This window comes from Lacisediminihabitans sp., from assembly GCF_036404185.1.
Classification (GTDB): Bacteria; Actinomycetota; Actinomycetes; order Actinomycetales; family Microbacteriaceae; genus Lacisediminihabitans.
In genome coordinates, this window is record NZ_DASWPB010000137.1 from 1 (window position 1) to 22,565 (window position 22,565).

At 70.1% G+C, this 22,565-nt stretch carries 27 protein-coding genes; 18 read left to right on the forward strand and 9 right to left on the reverse strand.

Annotation, left to right across the window (positions count from 1 at the left end):
- Positions 1–435: HAD hydrolase-like protein (locus tag VGC18_RS09975; RefSeq protein ID WP_331096841.1), on the reverse strand; the 435-nt coding region annotated here is incomplete at its 3' end.
- 56 nt (positions 436–491) lie between these two features.
- Positions 492–806 carry an ArsR/SmtB family transcription factor gene (locus VGC18_RS09980; protein WP_331096843.1) on the reverse strand — a complete coding sequence of 105 codons (315 nt, stop codon included), beginning with the start codon at positions 804–806 and terminating at the stop codon, positions 492–494.
- A gap of 59 nt (positions 807–865) precedes the next feature.
- Between VGC18_RS09980 and VGC18_RS09985 the strand changes: the two genes are divergently transcribed.
- Together VGC18_RS09985 and VGC18_RS09990 are read left to right on the forward strand one after the other, a co-directional pair.
- Entirely contained in the window at positions 866–2,053 is a 1,188-nt protein-coding gene (locus tag VGC18_RS09985) for an MFS transporter (RefSeq protein ID WP_331096845.1), read from the forward strand.
- A 163-nt stretch (positions 2,054–2,216) separates the two neighbouring features.
- On the forward strand, positions 2,217–2,609 hold the full coding sequence (locus tag VGC18_RS09990) for a hypothetical protein (RefSeq protein WP_331096847.1): 393 nt from the start codon (positions 2,217–2,219) through the stop codon (positions 2,607–2,609).
- A 10-nt stretch (positions 2,610–2,619) separates the two neighbouring features.
- On the opposite strand, the gene nucS is transcribed toward VGC18_RS09990, so the two are convergent.
- The 4 genes from nucS to VGC18_RS10010 all read right to left on the reverse strand — a co-directional run bounded on the left by nucS (position 2,620) and on the right by VGC18_RS10010 (position 5,449).
- Positions 2,620–3,315 carry an endonuclease NucS gene (gene nucS, locus VGC18_RS09995; protein ID WP_331096850.1) on the reverse strand — a complete coding sequence of 232 codons (696 nt, stop codon included), beginning with the start codon at positions 3,313–3,315 and terminating at the stop codon, positions 2,620–2,622.
- A gap of 133 nt (positions 3,316–3,448) precedes the next feature.
- Positions 3,449–3,688 carry a hypothetical protein gene (locus tag VGC18_RS10000; protein WP_331096853.1) on the reverse strand — a complete coding sequence of 80 codons (240 nt, stop codon included), beginning with the start codon at positions 3,686–3,688 and terminating at the stop codon, positions 3,449–3,451.
- Positions 3,685–3,945, reverse strand: coding sequence for a ribbon-helix-helix protein, CopG family (locus VGC18_RS10005; protein ID WP_331096855.1), 261 nt, complete (start codon positions 3,943–3,945; stop codon positions 3,685–3,687). Before VGC18_RS10005 ends, VGC18_RS10000 begins: the two co-directional genes overlap by 4 nt.
- A 271-nt stretch (positions 3,946–4,216) precedes the next feature.
- Positions 4,217–5,449, reverse strand: a complete 1,233-nt coding sequence (locus VGC18_RS10010; RefSeq protein ID WP_331096857.1) for an MFS transporter — start codon at positions 5,447–5,449, stop codon at positions 4,217–4,219.
- A 65-nt stretch (positions 5,450–5,514) separates the two neighbouring features.
- On the opposite strand from VGC18_RS10010, the gene VGC18_RS10015 reads away from it, so the two are divergent.
- The gene (locus tag VGC18_RS10015) at positions 5,515–6,603 is read left to right on the forward strand and encodes a substrate-binding domain-containing protein (RefSeq protein WP_331096859.1); all 1,089 of its coding nucleotides are present in this window, start codon (positions 5,515–5,517) and stop codon (positions 6,601–6,603) included.
- Here VGC18_RS10015 and VGC18_RS10020 read toward each other — a convergent pair.
- Both VGC18_RS10020 and VGC18_RS10025 read right to left on the reverse strand, forming a co-directional pair.
- Positions 6,590–6,979, reverse strand: a complete 390-nt coding sequence (locus VGC18_RS10020; RefSeq protein WP_331096861.1) for a type II toxin-antitoxin system VapC family toxin — start codon at positions 6,977–6,979, stop codon at positions 6,590–6,592. The genes VGC18_RS10015 and VGC18_RS10020 overlap by 14 nt on opposite strands.
- Positions 6,976–7,206 carry a FitA-like ribbon-helix-helix domain-containing protein gene (locus VGC18_RS10025; RefSeq protein ID WP_331096863.1) on the reverse strand — a complete coding sequence of 77 codons (231 nt, stop codon included), beginning with the start codon at positions 7,204–7,206 and terminating at the stop codon, positions 6,976–6,978. The genes VGC18_RS10020 and VGC18_RS10025 overlap by 4 nt, the downstream gene beginning before the upstream one ends.
- A 112-nt stretch (positions 7,207–7,318) precedes the next feature.
- Between VGC18_RS10025 and VGC18_RS10030 the strand changes: the two genes are divergently transcribed.
- Both VGC18_RS10030 and VGC18_RS10035 read left to right on the forward strand, forming a co-directional pair.
- Positions 7,319–9,292 carry a M13 family metallopeptidase gene (locus VGC18_RS10030; protein ID WP_331096865.1) on the forward strand — a complete coding sequence of 658 codons (1,974 nt, stop codon included), beginning with the start codon at positions 7,319–7,321 and terminating at the stop codon, positions 9,290–9,292.
- Complete coding sequence (locus VGC18_RS10035) at positions 9,286–10,194, forward strand: serine hydrolase (protein WP_331096867.1); 909 nt, start codon at positions 9,286–9,288, stop codon at positions 10,192–10,194. Before VGC18_RS10030 ends, VGC18_RS10035 begins: the two co-directional genes overlap by 7 nt.
- A 128-nt stretch (positions 10,195–10,322) precedes the next feature.
- On the opposite strand, the gene VGC18_RS10040 is transcribed toward VGC18_RS10035, so the two are convergent.
- The gene (locus VGC18_RS10040) at positions 10,323–11,585 is read right to left on the reverse strand and encodes a glutamyl-tRNA reductase (RefSeq protein WP_331096869.1); all 1,263 of its coding nucleotides are present in this window, start codon (positions 11,583–11,585) and stop codon (positions 10,323–10,325) included.
- Between the two features lie 74 nt (positions 11,586–11,659).
- Here VGC18_RS10040 and hemE point away from each other — a divergent pair, with 74 nt between their 5' ends.
- The 13 genes from hemE to VGC18_RS10105 all read left to right on the forward strand — a co-directional run bounded on the left by hemE (position 11,660) and on the right by VGC18_RS10105 (position 22,562).
- On the forward strand, positions 11,660–12,712 hold the full coding sequence (gene hemE, locus VGC18_RS10045) for a uroporphyrinogen decarboxylase (protein WP_331096871.1): 1,053 nt from the start codon (positions 11,660–11,662) through the stop codon (positions 12,710–12,712).
- Positions 12,705–13,964 carry a protoporphyrinogen/coproporphyrinogen oxidase gene (locus tag VGC18_RS10050; protein ID WP_331096873.1) on the forward strand — a complete coding sequence of 420 codons (1,260 nt, stop codon included), beginning with the start codon at positions 12,705–12,707 and terminating at the stop codon, positions 13,962–13,964. Before hemE ends, VGC18_RS10050 begins: the two co-directional genes overlap by 8 nt.
- A 72-nt stretch (positions 13,965–14,036) precedes the next feature.
- Positions 14,037–14,324 carry a YtxH domain-containing protein gene (locus VGC18_RS10055; protein ID WP_331096875.1) on the forward strand — a complete coding sequence of 96 codons (288 nt, stop codon included), beginning with the start codon at positions 14,037–14,039 and terminating at the stop codon, positions 14,322–14,324.
- Between the two features lie 7 nt (positions 14,325–14,331).
- On the forward strand, positions 14,332–14,742 hold the full coding sequence (locus tag VGC18_RS10060; RefSeq protein WP_331096877.1) for a phage holin family protein: 411 nt from the start codon (positions 14,332–14,334) through the stop codon (positions 14,740–14,742).
- On the forward strand, positions 14,739–14,969 hold the full coding sequence (locus VGC18_RS10065; RefSeq protein WP_331096879.1) for a DUF3618 domain-containing protein: 231 nt from the start codon (positions 14,739–14,741) through the stop codon (positions 14,967–14,969). The genes VGC18_RS10060 and VGC18_RS10065 overlap by 4 nt, the downstream gene beginning before the upstream one ends.
- A gap of 100 nt (positions 14,970–15,069) precedes the next feature.
- Positions 15,070–15,738, forward strand: a complete 669-nt coding sequence (gene hemQ / locus VGC18_RS10070; protein ID WP_331096881.1) for a hydrogen peroxide-dependent heme synthase — start codon at positions 15,070–15,072, stop codon at positions 15,736–15,738.
- Positions 15,735–16,904 carry a ferrochelatase gene (locus VGC18_RS10075; protein ID WP_331096883.1) on the forward strand — a complete coding sequence of 390 codons (1,170 nt, stop codon included), beginning with the start codon at positions 15,735–15,737 and terminating at the stop codon, positions 16,902–16,904. Before hemQ ends, VGC18_RS10075 begins: the two co-directional genes overlap by 4 nt.
- A complete protein-coding gene (hemC, locus tag VGC18_RS10080; protein ID WP_331096885.1) occupies positions 16,901–17,851 on the forward strand; it encodes a hydroxymethylbilane synthase in 951 nt (316 codons plus the stop codon). The genes VGC18_RS10075 and hemC overlap by 4 nt, the downstream gene beginning before the upstream one ends.
- On the forward strand, positions 17,848–18,633 hold the full coding sequence (locus VGC18_RS10085; protein WP_331096887.1) for a uroporphyrinogen-III synthase: 786 nt from the start codon (positions 17,848–17,850) through the stop codon (positions 18,631–18,633). The genes hemC and VGC18_RS10085 overlap by 4 nt, the downstream gene beginning before the upstream one ends.
- A complete protein-coding gene (hemB, locus tag VGC18_RS10090; RefSeq protein WP_331096889.1) occupies positions 18,626–19,603 on the forward strand; it encodes a porphobilinogen synthase in 978 nt (325 codons plus the stop codon). The genes VGC18_RS10085 and hemB overlap by 8 nt, the downstream gene beginning before the upstream one ends.
- Positions 19,603–20,943: a glutamate-1-semialdehyde 2,1-aminomutase gene (gene hemL / locus VGC18_RS10095; RefSeq protein ID WP_331096891.1), complete on the forward strand. Its 1,341-nt coding sequence runs from the start codon at positions 19,603–19,605 to the stop codon at positions 20,941–20,943. The genes hemB and hemL overlap by 1 nt, the downstream gene beginning before the upstream one ends.
- A gap of 90 nt (positions 20,944–21,033) precedes the next feature.
- Positions 21,034–21,456, forward strand: coding sequence for a GntR family transcriptional regulator (locus VGC18_RS10100; RefSeq protein ID WP_331096893.1), 423 nt, complete (start codon positions 21,034–21,036; stop codon positions 21,454–21,456).
- Positions 21,453–22,562, forward strand: coding sequence for a DUF1648 domain-containing protein (locus VGC18_RS10105; RefSeq protein ID WP_331096895.1), 1,110 nt, complete (start codon positions 21,453–21,455; stop codon positions 22,560–22,562). The genes VGC18_RS10100 and VGC18_RS10105 overlap by 4 nt, the downstream gene beginning before the upstream one ends.
- The last annotated feature ends 3 nt before the right edge of the window (positions 22,563–22,565 follow it).

Genomic DNA, 22,565 nt, shown 5'->3' on the forward strand with positions numbered 1-22,565 from the left:
CTTGCTGCTGCGGACCTCGTCCTCCGAGGCGCCGGTGATGACGTCGAAGTAGTCGGCCAGGCCGTAGTGCTCCAGCGCGGTGATCGCGGCGAGCTCCGGCTTCGACGTCGCCAGCGCGAGGGGGAGCGGGCTCTCGGCGACGCCGCGCAGCACCTCGGCGACACCCGGGTACACCGCGCTGTCGAAGAGCCCCATCTCCAGATAGCGGGGGCGGTACATTTCGAGCGCGCGCTGCGACTGCGCGGGAGACATCCCCGCGCGGTCGCGGAAGGAGTCGAGGATGGGCGGGCCCACCCAGTCGAGGAGTTCGACGGGGGTCGGGATCGGCCGGTCCAGCTGTTCGAACACCCAGGCGAGGGTCGCCGTGATGCCGGGGGCCGAATCGATGATCGTGCCGTCGAGGTCGAAGAGGGCGCAGCTCCATGTCGGATTCATCGTGGACAGCCTAGATGGTCTGTCTCGATGCCACGGTCAGCCCTCTACCGGCGGCCTTAGTCGGTGGAGTTCTCGCCGACGACGGCCGCGATCAGGCCGGGGAACCTGGCGTCGAGCTCGCTGCGGCGCAGCTGGATCGCGTGGGTGCGGCCGCTGATGAGGGTGAAGGTGAGGCCCGATTCGCGCAGGATGCGGAAGTGATGCGCCATCGTGGACTTGGTGATGTCGACACCCCAGCCCTCCATCGTCTTGGACCGCGGGGCGCCGTCCGCGAGCAGGCGCACGATGTGCAGCCGGATCGGGTCGGACAACGCCTTCATGACCTCGATGATGTCGACGTCGGCCATGTCGGGGGCCGGGTAGTCGGGCATCCTCGCCCCTCTCCTTAAATAGTTTGACATCCATCAAACTGTTGCGTATCGTCGATCGTGTGACGATCATCGAACAATCATACGGCACCCGTTCCGTCGGGCTGAAGCTCGGCATCCTCGCCGCGGCGCTCTTCGTCGTGGGCACCAACGCCTTCGTGATCGCCGGCGTCCTGCCCGCGATCGCCGCGTCCCTCGGCGTGACGGCGTCCGCCGTGAGCTTCTCGATCACCTGGTACGCCGTCGTGGTGGCGGTCGCCTCCCCGGTGGTGTCGGTGGTGTTCGCGCGGATGCCGCGCACCCGACTCATGGCGGGCGGCCTCGCCCTCATCGCGGTCGGGACCGTCGTGGCCGCCGCCGCGGGCAGCCTCGAGATGTTCACCGTCGGCCGGGTTCTCGCGGCGCTCGGCGGCGCGGCCCTGGTGCCTGCGGCGACGGCGGCCGCACCCTCGCTGGTCCCGCCGGAGCAGCGAGGACGGGCGCTCGCCGCCACCGGGCTCGGCTTCACCCTCGCCACGGCCATCGGCTCGCCGTTCGGCACCTTCCTCGCCGAGCTGGGTGGCTGGCGGCTCGCGCTCGGGGTGCTGGCCGGGCTCGCCGCGGTGCTCACCGTCGTCCTCGCGGTGCTGGTGCGCGGCATCCCCACCGGTCCCGCGCTGTCCTTCCCCGCACGCTTCGCGGTGCTCGGCAACTCCCGCATCCTGCTCGGCCTGCTCGCCACGCTGCTGATGGTCATCGCCTTCAACGTGGTCTACGTGTTCAGCAGCACCGTCGCCCGACCGGCCACCGGCGGTGACGGCACCCTGCTGGCCCTGCTGCTGCTCGCGTACGGCGCCTTCGGCATCCTTGGGAACTGGCTCGGCGGCCGGCTCACCGATCGCATCGGCGGGCGTTGGGCGGCCCTCGCGGGACTCGTGGTCGAGGCCGCCGCGCTCCTCGCCCTGATCCCCGCCCGATCCTCGCTGCCGGCGACGGCGGTGCTGTTCGCCGTCTGGGGAGTGGCGACCTACACCGCGATCGTGCCCGTTCAGCACCGGCTGGCGGCCATCGACCCCGATCGCGCCGGCATCTCGCTGTCCTGGTATTCCACCGCCATGTACGTCGGCATCGCGCTCGCGCCGGTGATCGGCGCGGCGGTGCTCGCCTCCGGGGCGACTCTGCTCCTGATCATCGCGGCCGCCGCCGCGGTCGCGGCTGCCATCGTCTTCGAGAGCGGGCATCGGGGCATCCGTCCGCGCTCGCGGTCCTGACGGCCGGAGTCGATTCGCGAGTGGGCAGTTGTGGCTGCCTGCCGCCCCGCGCATCCAGCCACAACTGCTGACTCGAGGGCGGCCGACCGCGCGGGCGCCCGGCCAGCCGCCCGGACGGGCGCCCGGACAGCCGACTCCGGGGCCGCTGAGGTAGCGTTCGAACATGCGAGAAGGGATGGCTGTGGCGATCGAGGACGCGCAGGGCGGAGCGGGCAGACGATGGCTGCGGGCGGTGGGGAAGGGCGCGGCCGTTTTTGTGCCCGCGGCCCTCGTCGAGATGATGCCGGCCCTCTTCCTGTATCTCGGGGTCTACGCCCTCGGCGGGAAACTCGGCTGGTGGATCGGGGACCCCACCTTCAACGACGGGGAGGAGACCTGGGGGCTCGTGCTCGGCGTCGGCGGGACCCTGTTCGTCCTCGCGCTCGTGACCCTCGTGGTACACCTCGGCTGCAGGAAGCGGCCGGGGGAGGCCCGTCGCGTCTGGGTCGTCGGGGTCGTGCTCTTCGCCCTGACCTGGCTCGCGCTCGCGCTGGCGACGGGCGGGCGGCTGTTCTAGAACGGCCGGCTCAGAACAGCCGGGAGTCGCTGTCGTCGAGGCCGCGCATCGCGTCGTAGTCGAGCAGGAGGCAGCGGATGCCGCGGTCCTGCGCCAGCGTGCGGGCCTGCGGCTTGATCTCCTGGGCGGCGAACACCCCGGCGACGGGGAAGAGGTGCGGGTCGCGATTCATCAGTTCCAGATATCGGGTGAGCTGCTCGACCCCGTCGATGTCGCCGCGGCGCTTGATCTCGATGGCGACGGCGCCACCGGCCGCATCCCTCGCCAGGATGTCGACGGGCCCGATGGCCGTCATGTATTCCCGCCGCACCAGCCGGTAGCCGTCGCCGACGAGCTCGATCTGCTCGGCGAGCAGCTTCTGCAGGTGCGCCTCGACGCCGTCCTTCTGCAGCCCGGGGTCGATGCCGAGCTCGTGGTCGCTGTCGTGCAGGATCTCGTGGATCGAGATGACGAGGAGATCGGCCGTCTTCGCCTGGGTGACCTTCCAGATCTCCGTGACACCGGCATCCGCCTGTTCCGGATCCGGTGCGATCGAGGAGATCGTGCACGGCGGGCTCATCCAGTTGAGCGGCTTGTAGCTCAGGGAGTCCGAGTGGACGAGCACGCTGCCGTCGGCCTTGAGCAGCAGCAGTCGGGTGGCGAGCGGGAGGTGGGCGCTCAGCCGGCCGGCATAGTCGACCGAGCAGCGGGCAATGACAAGACGCACGCGTTGAATCTACCGGAGGTGTTCACCGTCGCTCGGCACCGAGGACGTGCTGCTCGTTTCTCTGGCGCATCCTGGTATTCGATGATTCGCAAGCTTGTAGTTGATGCTCGTGGTACACAGGGCAGGTCAATGATTAGCCAAGCAGGTCGAGATACTGCGGGCGACACCTCATCGCGTGGATGAGCTCTTCGGTGCCGTCGTCCCAGACGAGGACCACGATTTCGAGGAGCCGTGCCTGCGTGTCGAATCCGATCCGTAATTGACGTTGTGGGTTCTCATCATCGAGCGGCCCAGCGACCACCGGAGCTCTGGCCGCCGCGATGGCGTCCTCGTCAGCGACACCGTGCTTCCGGGCCGACGCCCGAACGATCACGCGACGTGCGCCCAGGCGTCAAGCGCCGCACGAATCGCCTCCGATCGGTTCAGCCCTTCCCTCTCGGCGCGCGCCATGACCGCGTCGAGTTCGTCGGACGTCAACCGCACGGGGATGACCTGTGCGGCTGACGCGCCTCGTGGCGCGCGCCCCCATCGGGCACGGAGCTGATCGGTGTCGTATCCGGCCTCGGCCTCCGCCACCCAATCGTCGACCTGTGATTCGTCGACTTCACGTCCTTGGATGATGCGCTTCATGAACTCATCGTATTACGAAACTCCACCCCTGTCACCGCCCGAAATACATTCAGTATGTGTGGTCACCCGACGATCGCTTCGCCTTCCGACTGCTGGAGATTACCCGTTAGGTCACGTTGAGGGGAGCCTTCCCCACGGTCAGAAGTCGCCGTAATTTGTCGCGATACGGCTCGATATCGAACGGCATTAGCGGGTCGGCATCCTTGACGTAGAGAGGGTGATGCGTTGCGCACGCCCGCTGAGCCGTGTGCCAATCCGGCGGCCGGGAGCCTCAGGCCCCCACGCTCGCTCCGGGCTTGCGGGCCGCCCCCGAGGCCACGCCGGCGACCGCGACGAGCACGAGCACGATGAGCAGCGCGTGCAGGAGTCCGAACTGCTGGCCGAGGAAGCCGATGACCGGAGGCCCGACCAGGAAGGCGAAGTAACCGATGGTCGCCACGGCGCTCACCCGTGCGGCGGCGGTCTTCGGGTCGTCCGCCGCCGCCGACATCCCGACCGGGAAACCGAGGGACGCGCCGAGGCCCCAGAGCACGACGCCGACGATCGAGATCCAGAGCACCGGCACGAAGATGAGCATGATCAGCCCGACGGCGGCGAGGACGGCGGATGCCCGCAGGACGCGCACCCGGCCGAAGCGGTCGAGCACCCGGACGCCGGCGAGCCTGCCGACGGTCATCGCGGTGACGAACACCCCGAAGACGAGGGCGCCGCCCGCCTTGGTCGTCCCGTGCCCGTCGACCATGGCGAGGGTGAGCCAGTCGTTCGCCGAGCCCTCGGCGAACGCCATGCCGAGCACGATGAGGCCGAGGACGATCGTGCGCGGGTCGCGCCAGATGCTGAGCCGACCGCGCCAGGTGCCGGAGCGGTCGTCGGCAGCCGGCTCCTCGCGGCCGACGTGCTCCGACTGGAGGAACCGGACCGAGATGAGCGTGCCGCCGCAGAAGACGATGGCGACCAGCCCGAGGTGGATGTCGATGGGAAGGTGGACCGCCTCCGCACCGGCTCCGAGAGCGGCGCCGATGATGGTGCCGAAGCTGAAGAAGGCGTGGAAGACCGGCATCGTCGAACGGCCGAGCATCCGTTCGTTGACGGCGCCGAGCAGGTTCATCGAGACGTCGCAGAGCGAGAAGGTCACACCGAACACGACGAGGCCGGCGCTCACGAGCGCATAGCTCGGGCCGACGGTGGCCCCGACCCCCGCCAGGGCGAGTCCGGCCGCGCCGATCGTGAGAGCCCAGGCGATCGTCCTCCTGGCGCCGAACCTGGCGATGATATGGCTGGATGCGAGCAGCCCGACGATCGATCCGGCGGCCAGACCGAAGATGAGCACTCCCATCTGGGAGGTGTTGACGTCGAGGGCGCTCTTGACGGCGGGGATCCGGGCGGCCCAGCTCGCCATCGCGATGCCGCACAGCCCGAAGATGGCGAACAGGGCGTTTCGCCAGGCGAGGACCTGCCGCCTGGTGAGGCTGCCGGGGAGGACGGAGGGGGCGGAGGCGGTCACGGTGTTCCTGGGAGTACTCGAGTCGAATCGATTCGATCGAATCGATTCGACTAAGCTATCAAACCATGATCGACGAGGCAAGCACGGGCCGGCCGCTACGGCCGAATCTCGCGGCGGTCGCGGCCCTCGCCGGGGTGTCGCCGTCGACCGCGTCCCTGGCCTTCAGTGGCTCGGGACCGGTCTCCGCGGCGGCCCGCGCCCGGGTGCTCGCGGCGGCGGAACGGCTCGACTACGCCGGCCCCGATCCGCGGGCGCGGTCGCTTCGGCGGGGGAGATCGGGCATCGTCGGCGTGGTGATCGAGGATCGGCTTCGCGACGCCTTTCGGGACCCCATGAACATCGCCATGCTCGACGGGCTTGCCGACGAGACCGGGTCGCTCGGCACCGGGCTGCTCCTGCTCACCGAGAACGGATCGGGGGCGGAGAACATCGCCGGCGCCCCCGTAGACGCCGCGGTGCTCATCGGATGCAGCACCCGGCTCGATGCCTCGGTCGCGGCCTTCCGACAGCGGGGCATCCCCCTCGTGGCCATCGAGGCCCCTCACCTGGAGGGTGTCCTCGCCATCGACCTGGACAACCGCGAGGCCTCGCGGGCGATCGCCGCTCATCTGGCGGGTCTCGGACACCGGCGGGTGGCGATGGTGACCCTTCCCCTCGATCCCGACCACACCAGCGGCGTCCTCACGGAGAAGAGCGAACGGGAGAGCACCGGGTTCACCGCGTCGGAGCGCATCCGCGGGGTGAGGGAGGTGTTCCCGGCGGCGGGAGGCTGGGTCGCCGCCGGTAGCCAGATCGAGGAGGGCACCGCGGCCGGACTGGCGCTCCTGTCCGGCGAGCGCCGGCCGACGGCCATCATCGCGCAGAGCGACCTGCTCGCAGTCGGGGTCATCCGCGCGGCGGAACGACTCGGTCTGCGTGTCCCGGAGGATCTCAGCATCGTCGGCTTCGACGGGCTGCGGTTGGATGGAATCGCGCCGCACGACCTGGCCACGATGGTGCAGCCGGCCGTCGAGAAGGGGCGCGCGGCGGGGCGAGGCATCATCGGGCTGCTGGCCGGCGAGACGCCGGAGCCCGTGATCTTCACCAGCACCTTCCATCCGGGCAACACCACCGCGCGCCCCGCGACCCCGGCTGAGGAGACTACGGAAGGATGACCTCGCAGAACGATCGGGCGGCAGCGGCGAGTCTGCGATCGCGGGTCACAAGCGGGACGCCGAGAGCCTCGGCCAACGCGACGTAGTGAGAGTCGTATGCCGTGATCGTGTCGCGAAATTGCCACGCCCGTGCCAGAAACGGCTCATGCGGGTAGCGCTGGATCGGAAGCCTCTCATACTGTGCGAACACGTGATTCTGCAGGGTCGGGCTCAGGTTCGTGTGCAGCGAGAGGCGGCGCAGCCAGCTCATCACCTCGACTCCGAGGAGATGCGGAGCATGGAGTTCGAAATCCACGATGAGATGGCGGAGCTCTGCGCCGTCCACGGCAACCAGAGTGTCGATGAGCATGCTGCTGTCGACGACGACAGCGGTCATCGGGTATCGCTTTCCGCCCGGGATTCCTCTCGGAATTCTTCGAGATCGGCAAGGGTCAGGCCGGAGTTGTTCTTCTCCGCCCACGACATGACTTCGGCGACCGTCGACACGGACACCAGGCGGGCCAGCTCTCTGCCCACGTAGTCGGAGAGGGACATCCCGGCGTCGGCCGCTCGCCGTTTGAGCTTGAGGTGCACGTCGTCGGGGAGGTTTCGCACTTGGAGCATGACCGGCATGATAGCCAGGTTACATGTGGCACACATGCTGAGACAAGGTGTCTGTGGATAACTCTGGCCCGGCGCAGTGGGGGAAGAGGGGAACGGCTTAGGCTTGACTCCCATGAGCCCCGAAAAGCCACTCGCGTCCGGAATCCTCAGCGAAGAACTCGATCCGGCGGTGCGGCCACAGGACGACCTCTATCGTCACGTCAATGGCAGGTGGATCGAGCGCACCGAGATCCCCGCGGACAAGGCGCGCTATGGCTCCTTCTACGTGCTCGCCGAGGAGGCGGAGAAGGCCGTGCGCGAGATCATCGTGGAGGCGCAGTCCGCGGAACCTGGCACGGAACAGCGGGCCTTCGGCGACCTGTACGCGAGCTTCCTCGACGAGGCGCGCACCAACCAGCTCGGCGCATCGCCGCTCCTGCCCGCCCTCGCCGAGGTCGACGCCGTGAGCGACGTCTCCTCGTTCCTCTCCACCCTCGGTCGCCTTGAGCGCCAGGGAGTGAGCGGGTTCTTCCAGCTCTACATCGACAACGATCCGGGAAACCCGGAGCGCTACATCGCCCTCGTCGAACAGGGTGGCCTCGGCCTCCCCGACGAGAGCTACTACCGCGACGAGAAGTTCGCTGACGTGCGTGCCGCCTATGTCGCCTACCTGGAGAGGATGTTCGGCCTCGCCGGGATCGCGGATGCCGCGTCCCGCGCTCGCCGCGTGTTCGAGCTCGAGACCGCGATCGCCGCGGTGCACTGGGACAACGTGGAATCCAGGGACAGCGAGAAGACCTACAACCTGACCACGTGGCGGGACCTGGCCGCGACCTTCTCCGCGGTCGGCGCCGACCTCGACCGATGGCTCGAGGGACTCGATGCCCCCGCGGGCGTCTTCGACGAGCTCGTGCTGCGCCAGCCCTCCTTCGCCGCCGGTGTTGCGGCGCTCGTGAAGGCGGACACCCTCGACAAGTGGGCCGACTGGCTGCGCTGGCAGGTCATCCATTCGTCCGCCGCGTATCTCTCGGACGATTTCGTCGAGGCCAACTTCGACTTCTACGGGCGCACCCTCACCGGCACGCCCGAGCTGCGTGCCCGCTGGAAGCGCGGCGTCTCGCTCGTCGAGGGCGCCATGGGGGAGGCAGTCGGCCGCATCTACGTCGAACGGCACTTCCCCGCGGAGGCCAAGGCGAGCATGGACGTGCTCGTGGGCAACCTCATCGAGGCCTACCGGCAGAGCATCTCCGGGCTGGCGTGGATGACCGCGACCACTCGAGCCCGCGCCCTCGAGAAGCTGGAGAAGTTCACCCCCAAGATCGGCTATCCCGTGAAGTGGCGCGACTACTCCGCGCTGGCGATCGACGCGGGCGATCTCATCGGGAACATCCGGGCGACGAGCGAGTTCGAGTTCCAGCGCGAGCTCGGCAAGATCGGCAAGCCGCTCGACCGCGACGAGTGGTTCATGACCCCGCAGACGATCAACGCCTATTACAACCCCGGTTTCAACGAGATCGTGTTCCCGGCGGCCATCCTGCAGTTCCCGTTCTTCGACCAGAACAGGGATGCGGCGGCCAACTACGGGGCGATCGGCGCCGTCATCGGTCACGAGATCGGACACGGATTCGACGATCAGGGATCCAAATACGACGGCGACGGCCGCCTCACCGACTGGTGGACGGCGGAGGACCGCGAGGCCTTCGAGAGGCTGACCGGCTCGCTCATCGAGCAGTACAACGCCCTCGCCCCCGCCCAGGTCCCCGACCATCATGTCAACGGCGCGCTCACGATCGGGGAGAACATCGGCGATCTCGGTGGTCTCTCGATCGCCTGGAAGGCCTACCTCATCTCCCTCGACGGGCAGGAGCCGCCCGTCATCGACGGGTTCACCGGCGCGGAGCGGTTCTTCCTCTCCTGGGCCCAGGCCTGGCAGCTCAAGGCACGTGACGAGGAGGTCATCCGGCTGCTGTCGATCGACCCGCACGCCCCGAACGAGTTCCGCTGCAACCAGATCGTCCGCAACATTGACGGGTTCTACGAGACCTTCTCCGTCACGGAGGCCGACCGGCTGTGGCTCGACCCGGAAGAGCGTGTGACTATTTGGTAGCTGGCATCAGGGACGGCGAACGCCGCAGCCGGATCAGGGCGCCTCGCGCCGGCCGTCACCGCGGGGCTGAGGGAGCCGAGAGCTTCTCCAGCGGCTTCACCGCGCTCGGACAGCTCGCCTACGGCGGCGCGCAGGTCTCCGCCCACGTCCTCGATCTGCGAAGCGGCCTGAACCTCGTCTCGATCGATGACCGGATCGTGCTGCCAATGGCGGGCCTCGGGAAGGTCCTGCTGCTGATCGAGGTGTCCGCGAGGATCACCGCGCGCGACGTCACCGGTTTCGGCATCCTCGACAAGACACCGGGGGATGCAGTGGGCGGCTCCGGCCTGTGGCGCCAGTTGCAGGCGCCCGCGCTTCCGGTGGCCGATCTGGCCGTGCTCGTCGCAACCGCGAGCGACAATCTCGCGGCGAACGTGCTGCTCCGTCAGGTCGGCCTGGACGCCGTCAGGGCCAGGACGGAATCGCTCGGGCTCAGCCGCACGGCGCTGCTCGATCTCGCACGCGACCGGCGCGGTCCGGATGACGCCCCGCAGCTGTCCGTCGGCGCGACAGCCGAGCTCGCCTGGCTGTTCGCCGCCCTCGCGAGGGGCCAGATCGTGGACGAGGTGACGAGCCGCCGGGTGCTCGGATGGCTGTCCCTCAACTCGGATCTCTCGATGGTGGCGAGCGCCTTCGGCCTCGATCCGTTCTCCCACCGCGGTCTCGACCACGGCATCCAGCTCGTCAACAAGACCGGTGCGGACACCGGAGTCCGCTCGGAGGCGGGACTCCTGAGCGGCTCCCGCACCGGCGTCGCCTACGCCGTGAGCGTGCAGTTCGCCGACTCCGGCCTCGCCACCAGGCTCAGGGTGCTCGACGCGATGCGGACCTTCGGATACGACCTGCTCGAGTACGTGCACTGAGCGACGCCCCTCCCCTCCGCCCCGCCCGCCCGTCCGTACCCGTTTTCCGCCCCAAGGGACGCGAACGCGCGCTCCCGGACGCTCGGAAGGTGTATTGGTGTCCCTTGGGCCGGGTAGGGCCGGGCGCCTCAGGCGGGGAGGTCGCGCAGGTCCGTGCCGGCGGTCGCGGCCGGGATGTCCAGCCCGAACAGCGCGGACACGGCGTCGCCGAACTCCGTGCCCCGCCCGGCCCTTGCCAGTTCCCGCGCCCTCACCGAGGGCGTGTGCAGCAGCACCCCGGTCAGGTGGCGCAGCGCGGCCTCGATCCGTCCGTCGTCGTCGCCGCGGGATCTGGCCCGCTGGACCTCCGTCTCGAGGAGATCGAAGACGTGCCTGCGCAGGGCGACGACGGCCGGGGTGAGCGCCTGCTCCGCGGCAAGGGCCGCGAACTCGGATGCCGCCTCGCTGACCAGCGCTCGCGCCTCGCTCGTCGCGTTGAGCTCCTCGAGCGGAGCGTGCAGGCTGATGGTCTCGAGGTCGAGCAGCTCGATCCCCTCGATGTCGGCCACCGTGGGATCGACGTTGCGCGGCAGACCGAGGTCGATGATCAGCCGGTGCGTCCCCCGGGTCAGCACCTCGGCGGTGATGACCGGCGTCTCCGACGAGGTGCAGGTGATGACCAGGGTCGCCCATTCCAGGGCCTCCGCGAGGGAATCGGTCGCCCTCAGCCCGTGGCGGGTGGCGAACTTCTCCGCGCGGCCGGAGGGAGAGAACACCGTCACCTCGTCGACGCCGCGGTCGCGCAGGGCCGCGACGGTGGTCCCGGCGTACTGGCCGGTGCCGACGAGGAGAACCCTGGCCTCCCGCCAGTCGACGACCCGGCTGGAGGCGAGCTCGAGGCCGAGTCGCACGAGCGACCGCCCCGCCCCCGAGATGGCCGTGCGGTTCTTGATGCCGCGGGAGGTGTGTGCCGCCTTCTGGAACAGCAGCTCGAGGCCGGAGGAGGTGGTGCCCGCGGTCCTCGCCCGCTCGAGGGCGCGCCGGACCTGCCCGGAGATCTCGTCCTCTCCGACGATCACCGACTCGAGCCCGGACGAGACGGCGAACAGGTGCTCGACGACCGGATCGCCGGACAGCACGGTGACCGACGAGCGCAGGTCGTCCGGGTCAACCCCGCTCGCCTCCCCGATCACGCGCATGGTGGTGGTGACGGCGTCGGCGTGGGTGTCGCCGAGCGGTTCGTCGATTTCCAGGTAGGCCTCGAAGCGGTTGCAGGTCGCCAGCACCACGGCACCGGAGACGACGTCTCCGCGTTCGACCAGCGTCTCGGCGGCCCGGTGTGCGCCGATCGAAAGCCTCTCCAACAGGTCGAAGCTCGCATTGTGATGGTTGGCGGTCAGACACAAAAGCACCTGGACAGCCTACGTCGGCTCTCCCGGACCGGGTACGCGATCGCTCCCAGTCCGATTCGCCCATACTTGAATCCGTGAACCTCCCAGCCACACATCCCCTCGTCGACGGCCGCACCGCGCAGTCCCCGCTCATCCGCGCCTATCGGGGGGATCGCCCGGAGAGGACGCCGGTCTGGTTCATGCGTCAGGCGGGGCGCTCGCTCCCCGAATACCGGGAGCTGCGTCTCGGCACCGCGATGCTCGACGCCTGCCTCAATCCGGAGCTGTCGAGCGAGATCACCCTTCAGCCGGTCAGGAGGCACGGCGTCGACGCCGGCATCTTCTTCAGCGACATCGTGGTGCCGCTGCGTCTGGCCGGCGTGGACGTCGACATCGTCCCCGGCCGCGGCCCCGCGCTCTCCGCCCCCATCCGCACGGCGGACGACGTCGCCGCGCTGCGTCCGCTCGACCCGGATGCGCTCTCCCCGATCGCGGAGGGCGTCGCCCGCTCCGTCGCCGAACTCGGGGTAACCCCCTTGATCGGTTTCGCCGGTGCGCCGTTCACGCTCGCCGCCTATCTGGTCGAGGGCGGGCCATCCAAGGACCATCTGCGCGCCCGCACCCTCATGCATGCCGATCCGGCCACCTGGGATGCGCTCCTGACCTGGGCGGCCGACGTCACCGGAGCCTTCCTGCGCGCCCAGGTGCTCGCCGGCGCGAGCGCGGTCCAGCTCTTCGACTCGTGGGTCGGCTCGCTCTCCCTCGTCGACTACGAGGCGAGGGTCGCCCCGTTCTCGGCCAGGGCCATCGGTCACGTGGCCGACCTCGGCGTACCGGTTGTGCACTTCGGGGTGGGCACCGGCGAGCTGCTCGGGGCCATGCACGCGGTCGGTGCCGATGTGATCGGCGTCGACGATCGCATCCCGCTCGACGAGGCCTCGCGCCGGCTCGGGGGGCGGGTGCCGCTCCAGGGCAATCTCAACCCGGCGCTGCTCTCCGCACCATGGCCGGTGCTGCGGGCGCACGTCCTCGACGTGATCGAGCGCGGACGCGCCGCCCCCTCGCACGTGCTCAATCTCGGCCACGGCGTGCCGCCGGAGACCGATCCCGCCGTGCTCACCCGGATCGTGGAGCTCACCCATGCCTAGCGCGGTCGTGGTCGGCGGCGGCATCGCCGGACTGGTTGCTGCGCGGCGGCTGTCCCTCGGCGGCATGCAGGTCACCCTGCTCGAGGCCTCGGATCGCCTGGGGGGAAAGGTCTCCAGGCACACCGTCGCCGGCATCGAGCTGGATGCCGGACCCGAGAGCTTCGCGACCAGGCGCGGAACCGTCGCGGGGCTCGCGGCCTCCCTCGGCCTTGCCGACTCCGTCGTCCAGCCGAATCCGGCTGGCGCGTGGCTCCAGGCCGCGGACGGCACCGCGTTCCCCCTGCCCAAGACCGGCATCCTCGGCATCCCCGGCACGCCGCTCGCCGGCGACGTGATCGGGGTGGTCGGCCTCCGCGCGGCCCTGCGCGCGCAGCTCGACGAGCTCATGCTGGGCTTCCCCGGATCGAAGGAGACCAACCTCGGACGCCTCGTGCGCAGGCGGATGGGCAGCGCCGTGCTCGAGCAGCTCGTCGCCCCCGTCGTGCTCGGGATCCACTCCCGTCATCCCGACGAGCTCGACGTCGACGTCGTCGCCCCCGGGCTGCGCACCGCGATGCTCAGCACCGGGTCGCTCTCCCACGGGGTGCGCAAGCTGCGCGCCGCCGCGCCCGCGGGCTCCGCCGTCTCCGGCATCGAGGGGGGCATCTACGAGCTGGTGGAGGTGCTCTCCGCCCGGCTCGAGAGGACCGGGGTCGTCATCAGGACCTCCTCCCCGGTCGCGGGGGTCGACGCCGGCGGCGCCGACCTGGCCTCCGGAGAACGGGTCGGCGCCGACCACGTCGTCCTCGCCACCGCCCTGTCCGCGCCCGCCGATCCGACCATCGTGCTCGCCACCCTGGTGCTGGATGCGCCGGAACTGGACGCCGCGCCGCGGGGAACCGGGCTGCTCGTCGTGCCGGGCACCCCGGGCATCCGGGCGAAGGCACTCACTCACGCGAGCGCGAAGTGGCCGTGGCTGGCGGAGCGGCTGGCTCCCCACCGGCATGTCGTGCGGCTCTCCTACGACCGTGTTCCGCTCGAGGGTCTGCGCGAGCAGGCGAGGGCGGACGCGGAGAGGCTGCTGGGGGTGCGCATCCCACCGGAGAGCGTCGTGGGCTATGACCACGTCGAGTGGACGCAGCCGGCCGCCGCTCCGACTCCGGTCGAGGGCGTCACGCTGATCGGCGAGGGGGTCGCCGGCACGGGCTTGGCCGCCGTCGTCGCCCAGGCGACGAGCGAGGCTGAACGTTTGCTGGAAGATCAGGAGGTCTGAGGCCCGAGGGCTACTCTGGGGAACGACCCCATAATTACCCACAATTTCGGGTGAAACGGAAATGGAGCAATCATGCGAGGCAAACTTCTCCTTCTTGTCGGGCTCGGTGTCGGCTATGTCCTGGGCACCCGCGCCGGTCGTGAGCGCTACGAAGAGATCAAGCGGACGACGGGAAAGCTCTGGCACGATCCCCGCGTGCAGAAGCAGGTCAAGAACGCCGAGGAGTTCGCCAAGGACAAGGGCCCCGAGGTCGTCGAGTTCCTGAGCGACGGCGCCAAGAAGGTCACCTCGCAGATCGGCGGGAAGTCTGCTTCGAGCGCGAGCAAGCCGGCCGCGTCGAAGACCAGCACCGCGAAGTAGGCCGGTCGTGAGCGACGAAGGCTATACCAGGCGCCCGCTGTTGAGGCTCATCGCGGACATCCCGCGGCTGCTGATCCAGCTCGTCAAGGACGAGATCGAGCAGCTCAAGCAGGAGATGATCGCCAAGCTCAAGCACGCGGCGATCGGCATCGGCCTGCTGGTCGGCGCCGCGCTGTTCGGCTTCTTCCTCCTCGCCGTGCTGCTGACCGCCGCCGTGCTCGGATTCGCGGTGATCGTTCCCGCCTGGGCGGCCGCGCTCATCGTCGCCGCGATCCTGCTCGTGATCGTCGTGATCCTGGCTCTCGTCGGCATCCGTCAGCTCAAGAAGGGCGTGCCTCCCGCACCCACGGAGACGATCAAGAGCGTCAAGAAGGACGTCAGGACCATCAAGGGTCTCGGAAAGCGAGCGAAGCCATGAGCAGCATCCCGATCGAGAGCAAGGTCGCGACCACCCGCTCCGAGCTCGAGAGCACGCTGGATGCGGTCGAGGACCGGCTGAACGTGCCCAAGCAGGCGAGCCGTCTCGCCGCGAAGGCGAAGGCCTCGTATCACTCGAACCCGGTCCCCTGGATCGCGGGAGCCACCGCCGCGGTCGTCGTGGTCGGCGGGCTCGTCGCTTGGGCGATCTTCGGCGACGGCGAATAGTCGCCATCCGGGGCGGGTGGCCGGTAGCATCCTGGAAGGTCGACACCAGTGAGCAGCGCCGCTTTTTGTTCTCGCCGACAGGCGAGGGAGGATAGACGGCATGAGCTCCACCCCCATCCCGAGCGGGTTCACCCTGTGGGCGGTCTTGCGGCGTGATGCCGCGAACCCCGCAGGCGACGACCTGGATTCCCTGAACGCCGCGATCGCCGCCGTCGAAGAACGCGGGGTCGTCATCCGCGGTTTCTACGACGTCTCCGGTCTCCGCGCGGACGCCGACCTCATGATCTGGTTGCACGGCGCCGCGCCGGAGACCCTCCAGTGGGCCCTGCGCGAGCTGCGTCGCAGCACGCCGCTGGCTCCCCTGCTTCCCACCTGGAACGCGATGGGGGTGCACCGCGACGCGGAGTTCAGCGCCAACCACCTGCCGTCCTTCCTGCGCGGCAAGGATCCGGAGGCCTGGATCACGGTGTATCCGTTCGTGCGCTCGTACGAGTGGTATCTGCTTCCGGACGACGAGCGCCGCGCCATGCTCGGCGAACACGGCCGCAAGGGCAGCGAATACCGCCAGGTGCTCGCCAACACGGTCGCCTCCTTCGGCCTCGGCGACTACGAGTGGATTCTCGCCCTCGAGGCGCCCGAGCTGGTCGACCTGGTCGACCTGATGCGCCACCTCCGGCAGACGGATGCCCGACGCCACGTCCGCGAGGAGATCCCGTTCTTCACCGGCCGGCGCATCCCGGCCGCCGACATCGCCGAGGTGCTGAGGTGAGCCTGGTCGACGAGGTCCCCGGCGCCACCGACGCGGCCAGGTCAGGGGCGGAGCACATCACCGAGCCCACCGCCTACGACGCCATCCTGCTCGCGAGCTTCGGCGGCCCGGAGGGTCAGGACGACGTGATCCCGTTCCTCCGCCAGGTCACCAGGGGCAGAGGGATCCCGGACGAGCGACTCGAAGAGGTCGCCCATCACTACCGTGCCTTCGGCGGGGTCAGCCCGATCAACGACCAGAACCGTCAGCTCAAGGCGGCCCTCGAGGCGGAGCTGGCCAGGCGGGGGATCGACCTGCCGGTGCTGTGGGGCAACCGCAACTGGAAGCCGTGGCTGAGCGACGCCCTCGTTGAGGCCAACGAGCGCGGGTTCCGCAAGCTCATCGCCATCGGCACGAGCGCATACAGCTCCTATTCGAGCTGCAGGCAGTACCGGGAGGATTACGCGCAGGCCCTCGCCGACACCGGCCTCGACGGAGTCATCGAGATCGACAAGGTTCGGCAGTTCTTCGATCACCCCGGGTTCGTCACGCCCTTCATCGACGGGCTGCGGGATGCCCTCGCCGAGCTCGCCGAGAGGGGGATCGCCCTCGAGGACACCCACGTGCTGTTCTCCACCCACTCGATCCCCTCCTCCGATGCCGCGCGGAGCGGCCCGGCAGAGCGGCACTTCGGGGAGGGCGGCGCATACGCCGCGCAGCACCTCGCCGTCGCCGAGGTCGTCGTCGCGGCGCAGGAGCCCGGCGCCTCCGAGGTCGGATGGGATCTCGTCTTCCAGTCGCGCAGCGGGCCGCCGAGCATGCCGTGGCTCGAGCCCGATGTGAACGACAGGATCGTCGAACTCGCGGCGGCAGACATGAAGGCCGTCGTCATCGTCCCCCTTGGATTCGTGAGCGACCACATGGAGGTCAAGTGGGACCTCGACACGGAGGCGATGGAGACGGCGAAGGAGAACGGTCTCGTCGCCATCCGGGTGCCGACCCCCGGTGTCCACGCCGCCTACGTGTCCGGCCTGGTCGACCTCGTCCTCGAGCGTCGCGACGGCGTCCCGCTCGCGGAGCGTCCCGCGCTGACCGCGCTCGGTCCCTGGTACGACGTCTGCCGACCGGGCTGCTGCGAGAACGTGCGCCTCGGATTCAAACCGGCCCTCGCGGGGGTCGCCCCGTGAGCGAAACGGCGATCCGGATCGGCACCAGGGGAAGCGTCCTTGCGCTCGCCCAGGCGACGACGGTCGCCGAGGCAGTCGCGAAGGTCTCCGGCCGGGCGGCCGAGATCGTCACGGTCGCCACGGAGGGCGACCACTCCACGGCCTCTCTCGCCTCTCTCGGCGGCACCGGCGTCTTCGCCAGCGCGCTGAGGGAGTCCCTCATCGCGGGCGGCTGCGATCTCGTCGTCCACTCGTTCAAGGATCTGCCGACCGCCCCGTACCCGGGTCTCCGGATCGGCGCCGTGCCCAGGCGGGAGGACGCGAGGGATGCCCTCTGTGGCCGGGAGGGCGCCATCCTGGATGACCTCGAGCCGGGGTCCCGAGTGGGAACCGGCTCGCCGCGCCGCGCCGCTCAGCTGCGTGGTCGCCGCCCGGACATCGAGGTCGTGGACATCCGCGGCAACGTGGACACTCGGCTCTCCCGGGTGACGGACGGCGACCTGGATGCGGTTGTGCTCGCCGCGGCCGGTCTCGGGCGCCTCGGGCGCCTCGACGCCGTCACCGAGTTCTTCGAGCTGGGGCGCTGGGCGACGGCGCCCGCGCAGGGTGCGCTCGCCCTCGAGGTCAGGGAGTCGTCGCCGTCGTCGCTCTCCACCGTGCTCTCGGCGCTCGACCACACCTCCTCCCGGCTGTCCGCGCTGGCCGAGCGGGCCGTGCTCGCGCGGCTCGAGGCGGGGTGCGCCGCGCCCATCGGCGCCTCTGCCGTCGTCGACGGTGAGATGCTCTTCCTGACCGCGACCGTCTACGCCGTCGACGGAACGGAGTCGCTGACGAGTTCGCACGCCCTGGTCATCGAGGGCAGCGCCGCCGAGCGGGCGCTGCTGCCCGCCGAACTCGGCGACCGCGTCGGCGACGAGCTGCTCCGCCTCGGAGCGGCCGAGCTCGCCCCGCTGGGAGCCGGGTCGTGACCGCGCGCGACACCAAGCCGCTGGCCGGCTGGAGGGTGCTCGTTCCCCGAGGCGGCAAATGGGGCGACGGGGTGGCCGCGACGCTGCGGTCCTATGGCGCCGTTCCGGTGATCGCCCCCATGATCAACTTCGCCAGCGCGGAGAACGCCATCCAGCTCTCTGACGCGCTCAAGCGGCTCGAGCAGGGTGGCTTCGACTGGCTCGTCATCACGAGCGCCACGACCGTCGACGTGCTCATGAGCCAGCAGGTCATCGTGCCGCCGACCACGCGGATCGCGGCGGTGGGGGAGACGACGGGAGCCGCCCTCGCGCTCGCCGGCTATCGGGTGGACTTCGTCCCCGAGGGCGACAACTCGGCCCGCGGCATCGTCAAGGAATGGTCGGCGTCGGAGATCCAGGGTCGGGTGCTCATTCCGCAGTCGGACATCGCCGAGCCGACCCTCGTCGCCGGGCTGGCCAGGCTCGGCCTCGAGGTCGAGTACGTCACGGCCTACCGCACCGTCGGCGTGCCGGTCGCCGAGCACGTCGCCGCGGACGTCGCCTCCGGCCGCATCCGGGCCATCCTCCTCACCTCAGGGAGCGTCGCCCGCCAGGTCCAGGCGCAGCTCGCGCCGCTTCCCGTCGAGACCGTCGTCGCCGCCATTGGCCCGCGCACGGCTCTGGACGCCAGGGCCGCCGGTCTCGCCGTGCATGTGATCGCCGAGTCCCGCTCGGCCTCCTCGCTCGTCGATGGTCTCGTCGACTACGCCAGGACGGAACGGGACGGTGACGACGATGAGTGAGACTCCCCGCGACCGTCCGCGCCGGCTGCGCACCACCCCGGCGATGCGCAGGCTGGTCGCCGAGACCCGGCTCCACCCGGCCGAGCTCATCCTGCCGATGTTCGTCAGGGAGGGCCTGACCGCACCGTCGCCGATCGGATCGATGCCCGGCGTGAGCCACCATTCGGTCGACAGCCTGAGGCGAGCGGTCGCCGAAGCCGCCGAGGCGGGGATCGGCGGGGTCATGCTGTTCGGGATCCCGACGAGCAAGGACGCCGTGGGCTCCGGCGCCACCGACGAGAACGGCATCCTCAACGTCGCGACCCGTGCGGTCGTGGAGGAGGTCGGCGACGCGATCGTGGTGCAGACCGACCTGTGCCTGGACGAGTTCACCGACCACGGCCACTGCGGCGTGCTGGATGCCCGCGGTGCGGTCGACAACGACGCGACGCTGCTGCGCTACCGCGACATGGCCATCGCCCAGGCGAGCGCCGGGTCACAGATGCTCGGCCTGAGCGGAATGATGGACGGCCAGGTCGCCGCCGTGCGCGAGGAGCTCGACGACCACGGCTTCTTCGACACGGCGGTGCTCGGGTACGCGGCCAAGTACGCCTCGGCCTTCTACGGCCCGTTCCGGGAGGCGGTGCAGTCCTCCCTGCAGGGGGACCGTCGCAGCTATCAGCTTGATCCGGGCAACCGGCGGGAGGGGACCCGTGAGCTGCTGCTCGACATCGAGCAGGGTGCTGACGTCGTCATGGTGAAGCCGGCGATGAGCTACCTCGACGTGCTCTCCGACGCGGCGGCGCTCAGCCCGGTGCCGGTGTGGGCGTACCAGGTCTCCGGCGAGTACGCGATGATCGAGGCGGCCGCCGCGAACGGCTGGATCGACCGCCGTCGCGCGATCGAGGAGTCGGTGGTCGGCATCCGTCGGGCGGGGGCGGACGCGGTGCTCACCTACTGGGCCGTCGAGCTCGCCGGCTGGCTGCGCTGATGGGCGCGAACGACCTCCTCTTCACCAGGGCGAAGCAGTCCATTCCTGGCGGGGTGAACTCCCCGGTGCGGGCGTACGGCTCCGTCGGGGGCACCCCGAGGTTCCTCGTGTCGGCCCGTGGCCCCTTCGTGACGGATGCCGAGGGCCGCGAATACGTGGACCTCGTGAGTTCCTGGGGCCCGGCCATCCTGGGTCACGCGCATCCCGCCGTCGTCGCGGCCGTGCAGGAGGCCGCCGCGCGCGGTCTCTCCTTCGGAGCCTCGACGCCCGCGGAGACGGAGCTGGCGGAGCTCGTCCGGGAACGGGTCCACGTCGTCGACCCGCGCGGCGAGGATCAGCGTCCCATCGAGAAGCTCCGGCTCGTCTCCACGGGCACGGAGGCGACCATGACGGCGATCCGGCTGGCCAGGGGCGCGACCGGGCGTGAGCTGCTGGTGAAGTTCGCCGGTCACTATCACGGGCATTCCGACGCCCTGCTGGCCGAGGCGGGATCCGGCGTCGCCACGCTGGCCATGCCGGGCTCCGCCGGGGTCACCGCGGCGACGGCGGCGCAGACCCTCGTCCTGCCGTACAACGACCTCGACGCCGTTCGCGCGGTCTTCGCCGAGCGAGGCGCCAACATCGCCGGGGTGATCGTCGAGGCGGCGGCCGCCAACATGGGGGTGCTCGCCCCCGAGCGCGGATTCAACCGCGCCCTGGCCGGGATCGCCCGCGAGAACGGCGCGCTGCTCATCCTCGACGAGGTGCTCACCGGCTTCCGGGTGGGCCCGGCCGGCTGGTGGGGGCTCGAGGCCGCCAGGGTCGTGCCCGACGGTGCGGGTTGGAAACCCGATCTGGTCACCTTCGGCAAGGTCATCGGCGGCGGCATGCCGCTCGCGGCCCTCGGCGGACGGGCCGACATCATGGACCTGCTTGCCCCGCTCGGCCCGGTCTATCAGGCGGGAACGCTCAGCGGCAATCCGGTCGCGGTCGCGGCGGGGATCGCGACGCTGAGGGCCGCGGATGCTGCGGTCTACCGACGGCTCGACACGGTCGCCGACCTCATCGCCGACGCGGTCTCCGCGGCGCTGTCGGCAGAGGGCGTCGAGCACACCGTCCAGCGGGCCGGCAGCCTGTTCTCGTTCGCGTTCGCCCCGACGGCACCGCGGAACTATGCGGATGTGCGGGCGCAGCAGGCCTTCCGTTACCCGCCGTTCTTCCACGCCATGCTCGATGCCGGCGTTCTGCTCCCGCCCTCGGTGTTCGAGGCCTGGTTCGTCTCCGCTGCGCACGACGATGCGGCCGTCGCGCGCATCCTCGAGGCGCTTCCCGCCGCCGCGAGGGCGGCCGCCGCCGCCTGACGGGGGAGCCAGGGCCCCGTTCGGGGCCGGAGGACGTGCCATCGTCATCTGTGCTATGTTTCCTAGTACAGACGGGTCAGAGAGGGCGGCATGCAGATCGACATCGATCCCCTCTCCGAGGTGCCGATCTATCAGCAGCTGCGCGACCGGGTGGTCGAGGCCATCGCGGGCGGTGAGCTCGAGCCCGGTGAGGCCCTCGCCTCCGTCCGCCGTCTCGCCGTCGCGTTCGGGATCAATGTCGCGACCGTCGGCAAGGGATACGACCTGCTCCGCCAGGAGGGGCTCATCCGGACCAACCACAAGTCCGGGTCCGTGGTCGCCCGAGGGCCGGCGACCGGCCCGGCGGATGACTCCTTCCTCCGGTCCTGGGAGCCGCGGCTGACGACCCTGCTCGCCGAGGCCGTCGCGCAGGGGGCGACGGAGGAACAGATCCTGACCCGCGTGCGGGAGAGGCTCTCCGAATTCGGAGTTCGGCCCGCCGCACCAGAAGACCACAGAGAGGAAACCCCATGACCTGGTTCGCCTTCGTCTTGTCGGCCGTGATGGCCGCGCTCGTCGCCGGCCTGCTGATCGCGATGCCGTCCATCAGCAGGCGGACACTCCCCCTCGGGGTGAGCGTCCCGCAGCGTCACGTCGAGGAGCCGGTGATCGCCCGTTCCGTGCGGCGCTACCGGATCGCCGTCGCCGTCGCCCTGGTGCTGGCCGTGGTCGTCGGCGCGCTGCTCGCACCGGCCGCGCCTGCCGCCGCGGCATCCGTTCCGGTCTTCCTCCTCGTGATCCTCGGTGGCCTGGCCTACCTCCTCGCCAGGCGGCCCATCGTGGATGCCAAGCGTGCGGGCTCGTGGTACGAGGACGTCCCCGTGCGCCTCACCGCGTCGGTGACGGCCGCCGAGGTGCGGGGGCCGGTCCGCGCCGGCTGGTTCGTCGCCGCGGTGCTCGTCCTGCTGGCCGCGGTGGCCGTGGGGGCGGTGCTGTATCCCGGGCTGCCCGATCCCACCCCCGTCCATTGGAACGCCGCGGGAGTGGTGGACAGCTCCGCACCCAAGTCGGTCTGGGCGGTGTTCGGCCCCGTCCTCATCGGACTCGCGCTCACGGTCTTCCTGTTCCTCGTGTCGATCCTCGCCCGCCTCTCGCCGCTCCGTGCCGACTCCGCTGACGGCCAGGAGAGGAGCACCCGCCGGGCGGTTATCCAGCGCAGTCTCGTCTCGTCGCTGCTGGGTCACATCGCTCTGATCGTCGCCCTGGCCATCGCCGGCCTCCAGCTCATCGGCTGGCTCGACCCCGCCGCCTGGCTGTTCGCCGTGGGCACCGGCGGGATGATCGTGCTCCTGGTCGTCGCCATCGTCGTCTTCTTCGTCCGGTATCGGCGGGCGGTCGCGGTGCTGGAACCGGTGCTGGAACCGGTGCGGGACGGTCGCCCGGATGCGCCGGACGACGACCGCTACTGGCACGGCGGAGTCTTCTACGCGAACCGTGACGACCCGGCGATCTTCGTGCCGAAGCGTTTCGGCATCGGCTGGACCATCAACTTCGCCAGTTGGGGCGGGATCGCCATCGGGATCGCGCTGCTGGTCGTCATCGTCGGGGGTCTGCTGCTCGGCCTGCACGCCGGACGATAGCGC

Coding starts and splice junctions, on each gene's coding strand:
- VGC18_RS10050 (WP_331096873.1), top strand. CDS start 12,705: ATGCCTAGCGCGGTCGTGGTCGGCGGCGGCATCGCCGGACTGGTTGCT.
- hemQ (WP_331096881.1), top strand. CDS start 15,070: ATGAGCTCCACCCCCATCCCGAGCGGGTTCACCCTGTGGGCGGTCTTG.
- VGC18_RS10100 (WP_331096893.1), top strand. CDS start 21,034: ATGCAGATCGACATCGATCCCCTCTCCGAGGTGCCGATCTATCAGCAG.
- VGC18_RS09980 (WP_331096843.1), bottom strand. CDS start 806: ATGCCCGACTACCCGGCCCCCGACATGGCCGACGTCGACATCATCGAG.
- VGC18_RS10025 (WP_331096863.1), bottom strand. CDS start 7,206: ATGCTCCAAGTGCGAAACCTCCCCGACGACGTGCACCTCAAGCTCAAA.
- VGC18_RS10005 (WP_331096855.1), bottom strand. CDS start 3,945: ATGAAGCGCATCATCCAAGGACGTGAAGTCGACGAATCACAGGTCGAC.
- VGC18_RS09990 (WP_331096847.1), top strand. CDS start 2,217: ATGCGAGAAGGGATGGCTGTGGCGATCGAGGACGCGCAGGGCGGAGCG.
- VGC18_RS10105 (WP_331096895.1), top strand. CDS start 21,453: ATGACCTGGTTCGCCTTCGTCTTGTCGGCCGTGATGGCCGCGCTCGTC.
- VGC18_RS10015 (WP_331096859.1), top strand. CDS start 5,515: ATGATCGACGAGGCAAGCACGGGCCGGCCGCTACGGCCGAATCTCGCG.
- VGC18_RS10030 (WP_331096865.1), top strand. CDS start 7,319: ATGAGCCCCGAAAAGCCACTCGCGTCCGGAATCCTCAGCGAAGAACTC.
- hemL (WP_331096891.1), top strand. CDS start 19,603: ATGGGCGCGAACGACCTCCTCTTCACCAGGGCGAAGCAGTCCATTCCT.
- VGC18_RS10065 (WP_331096879.1), top strand. CDS start 14,739: ATGAGCAGCATCCCGATCGAGAGCAAGGTCGCGACCACCCGCTCCGAG.
- VGC18_RS10020 (WP_331096861.1), bottom strand. CDS start 6,979: ATGACCGCTGTCGTCGTCGACAGCAGCATGCTCATCGACACTCTGGTT.
- hemB (WP_331096889.1), top strand. CDS start 18,626: ATGAGTGAGACTCCCCGCGACCGTCCGCGCCGGCTGCGCACCACCCCG.
- VGC18_RS10055 (WP_331096875.1), top strand. CDS start 14,037: ATGCGAGGCAAACTTCTCCTTCTTGTCGGGCTCGGTGTCGGCTATGTC.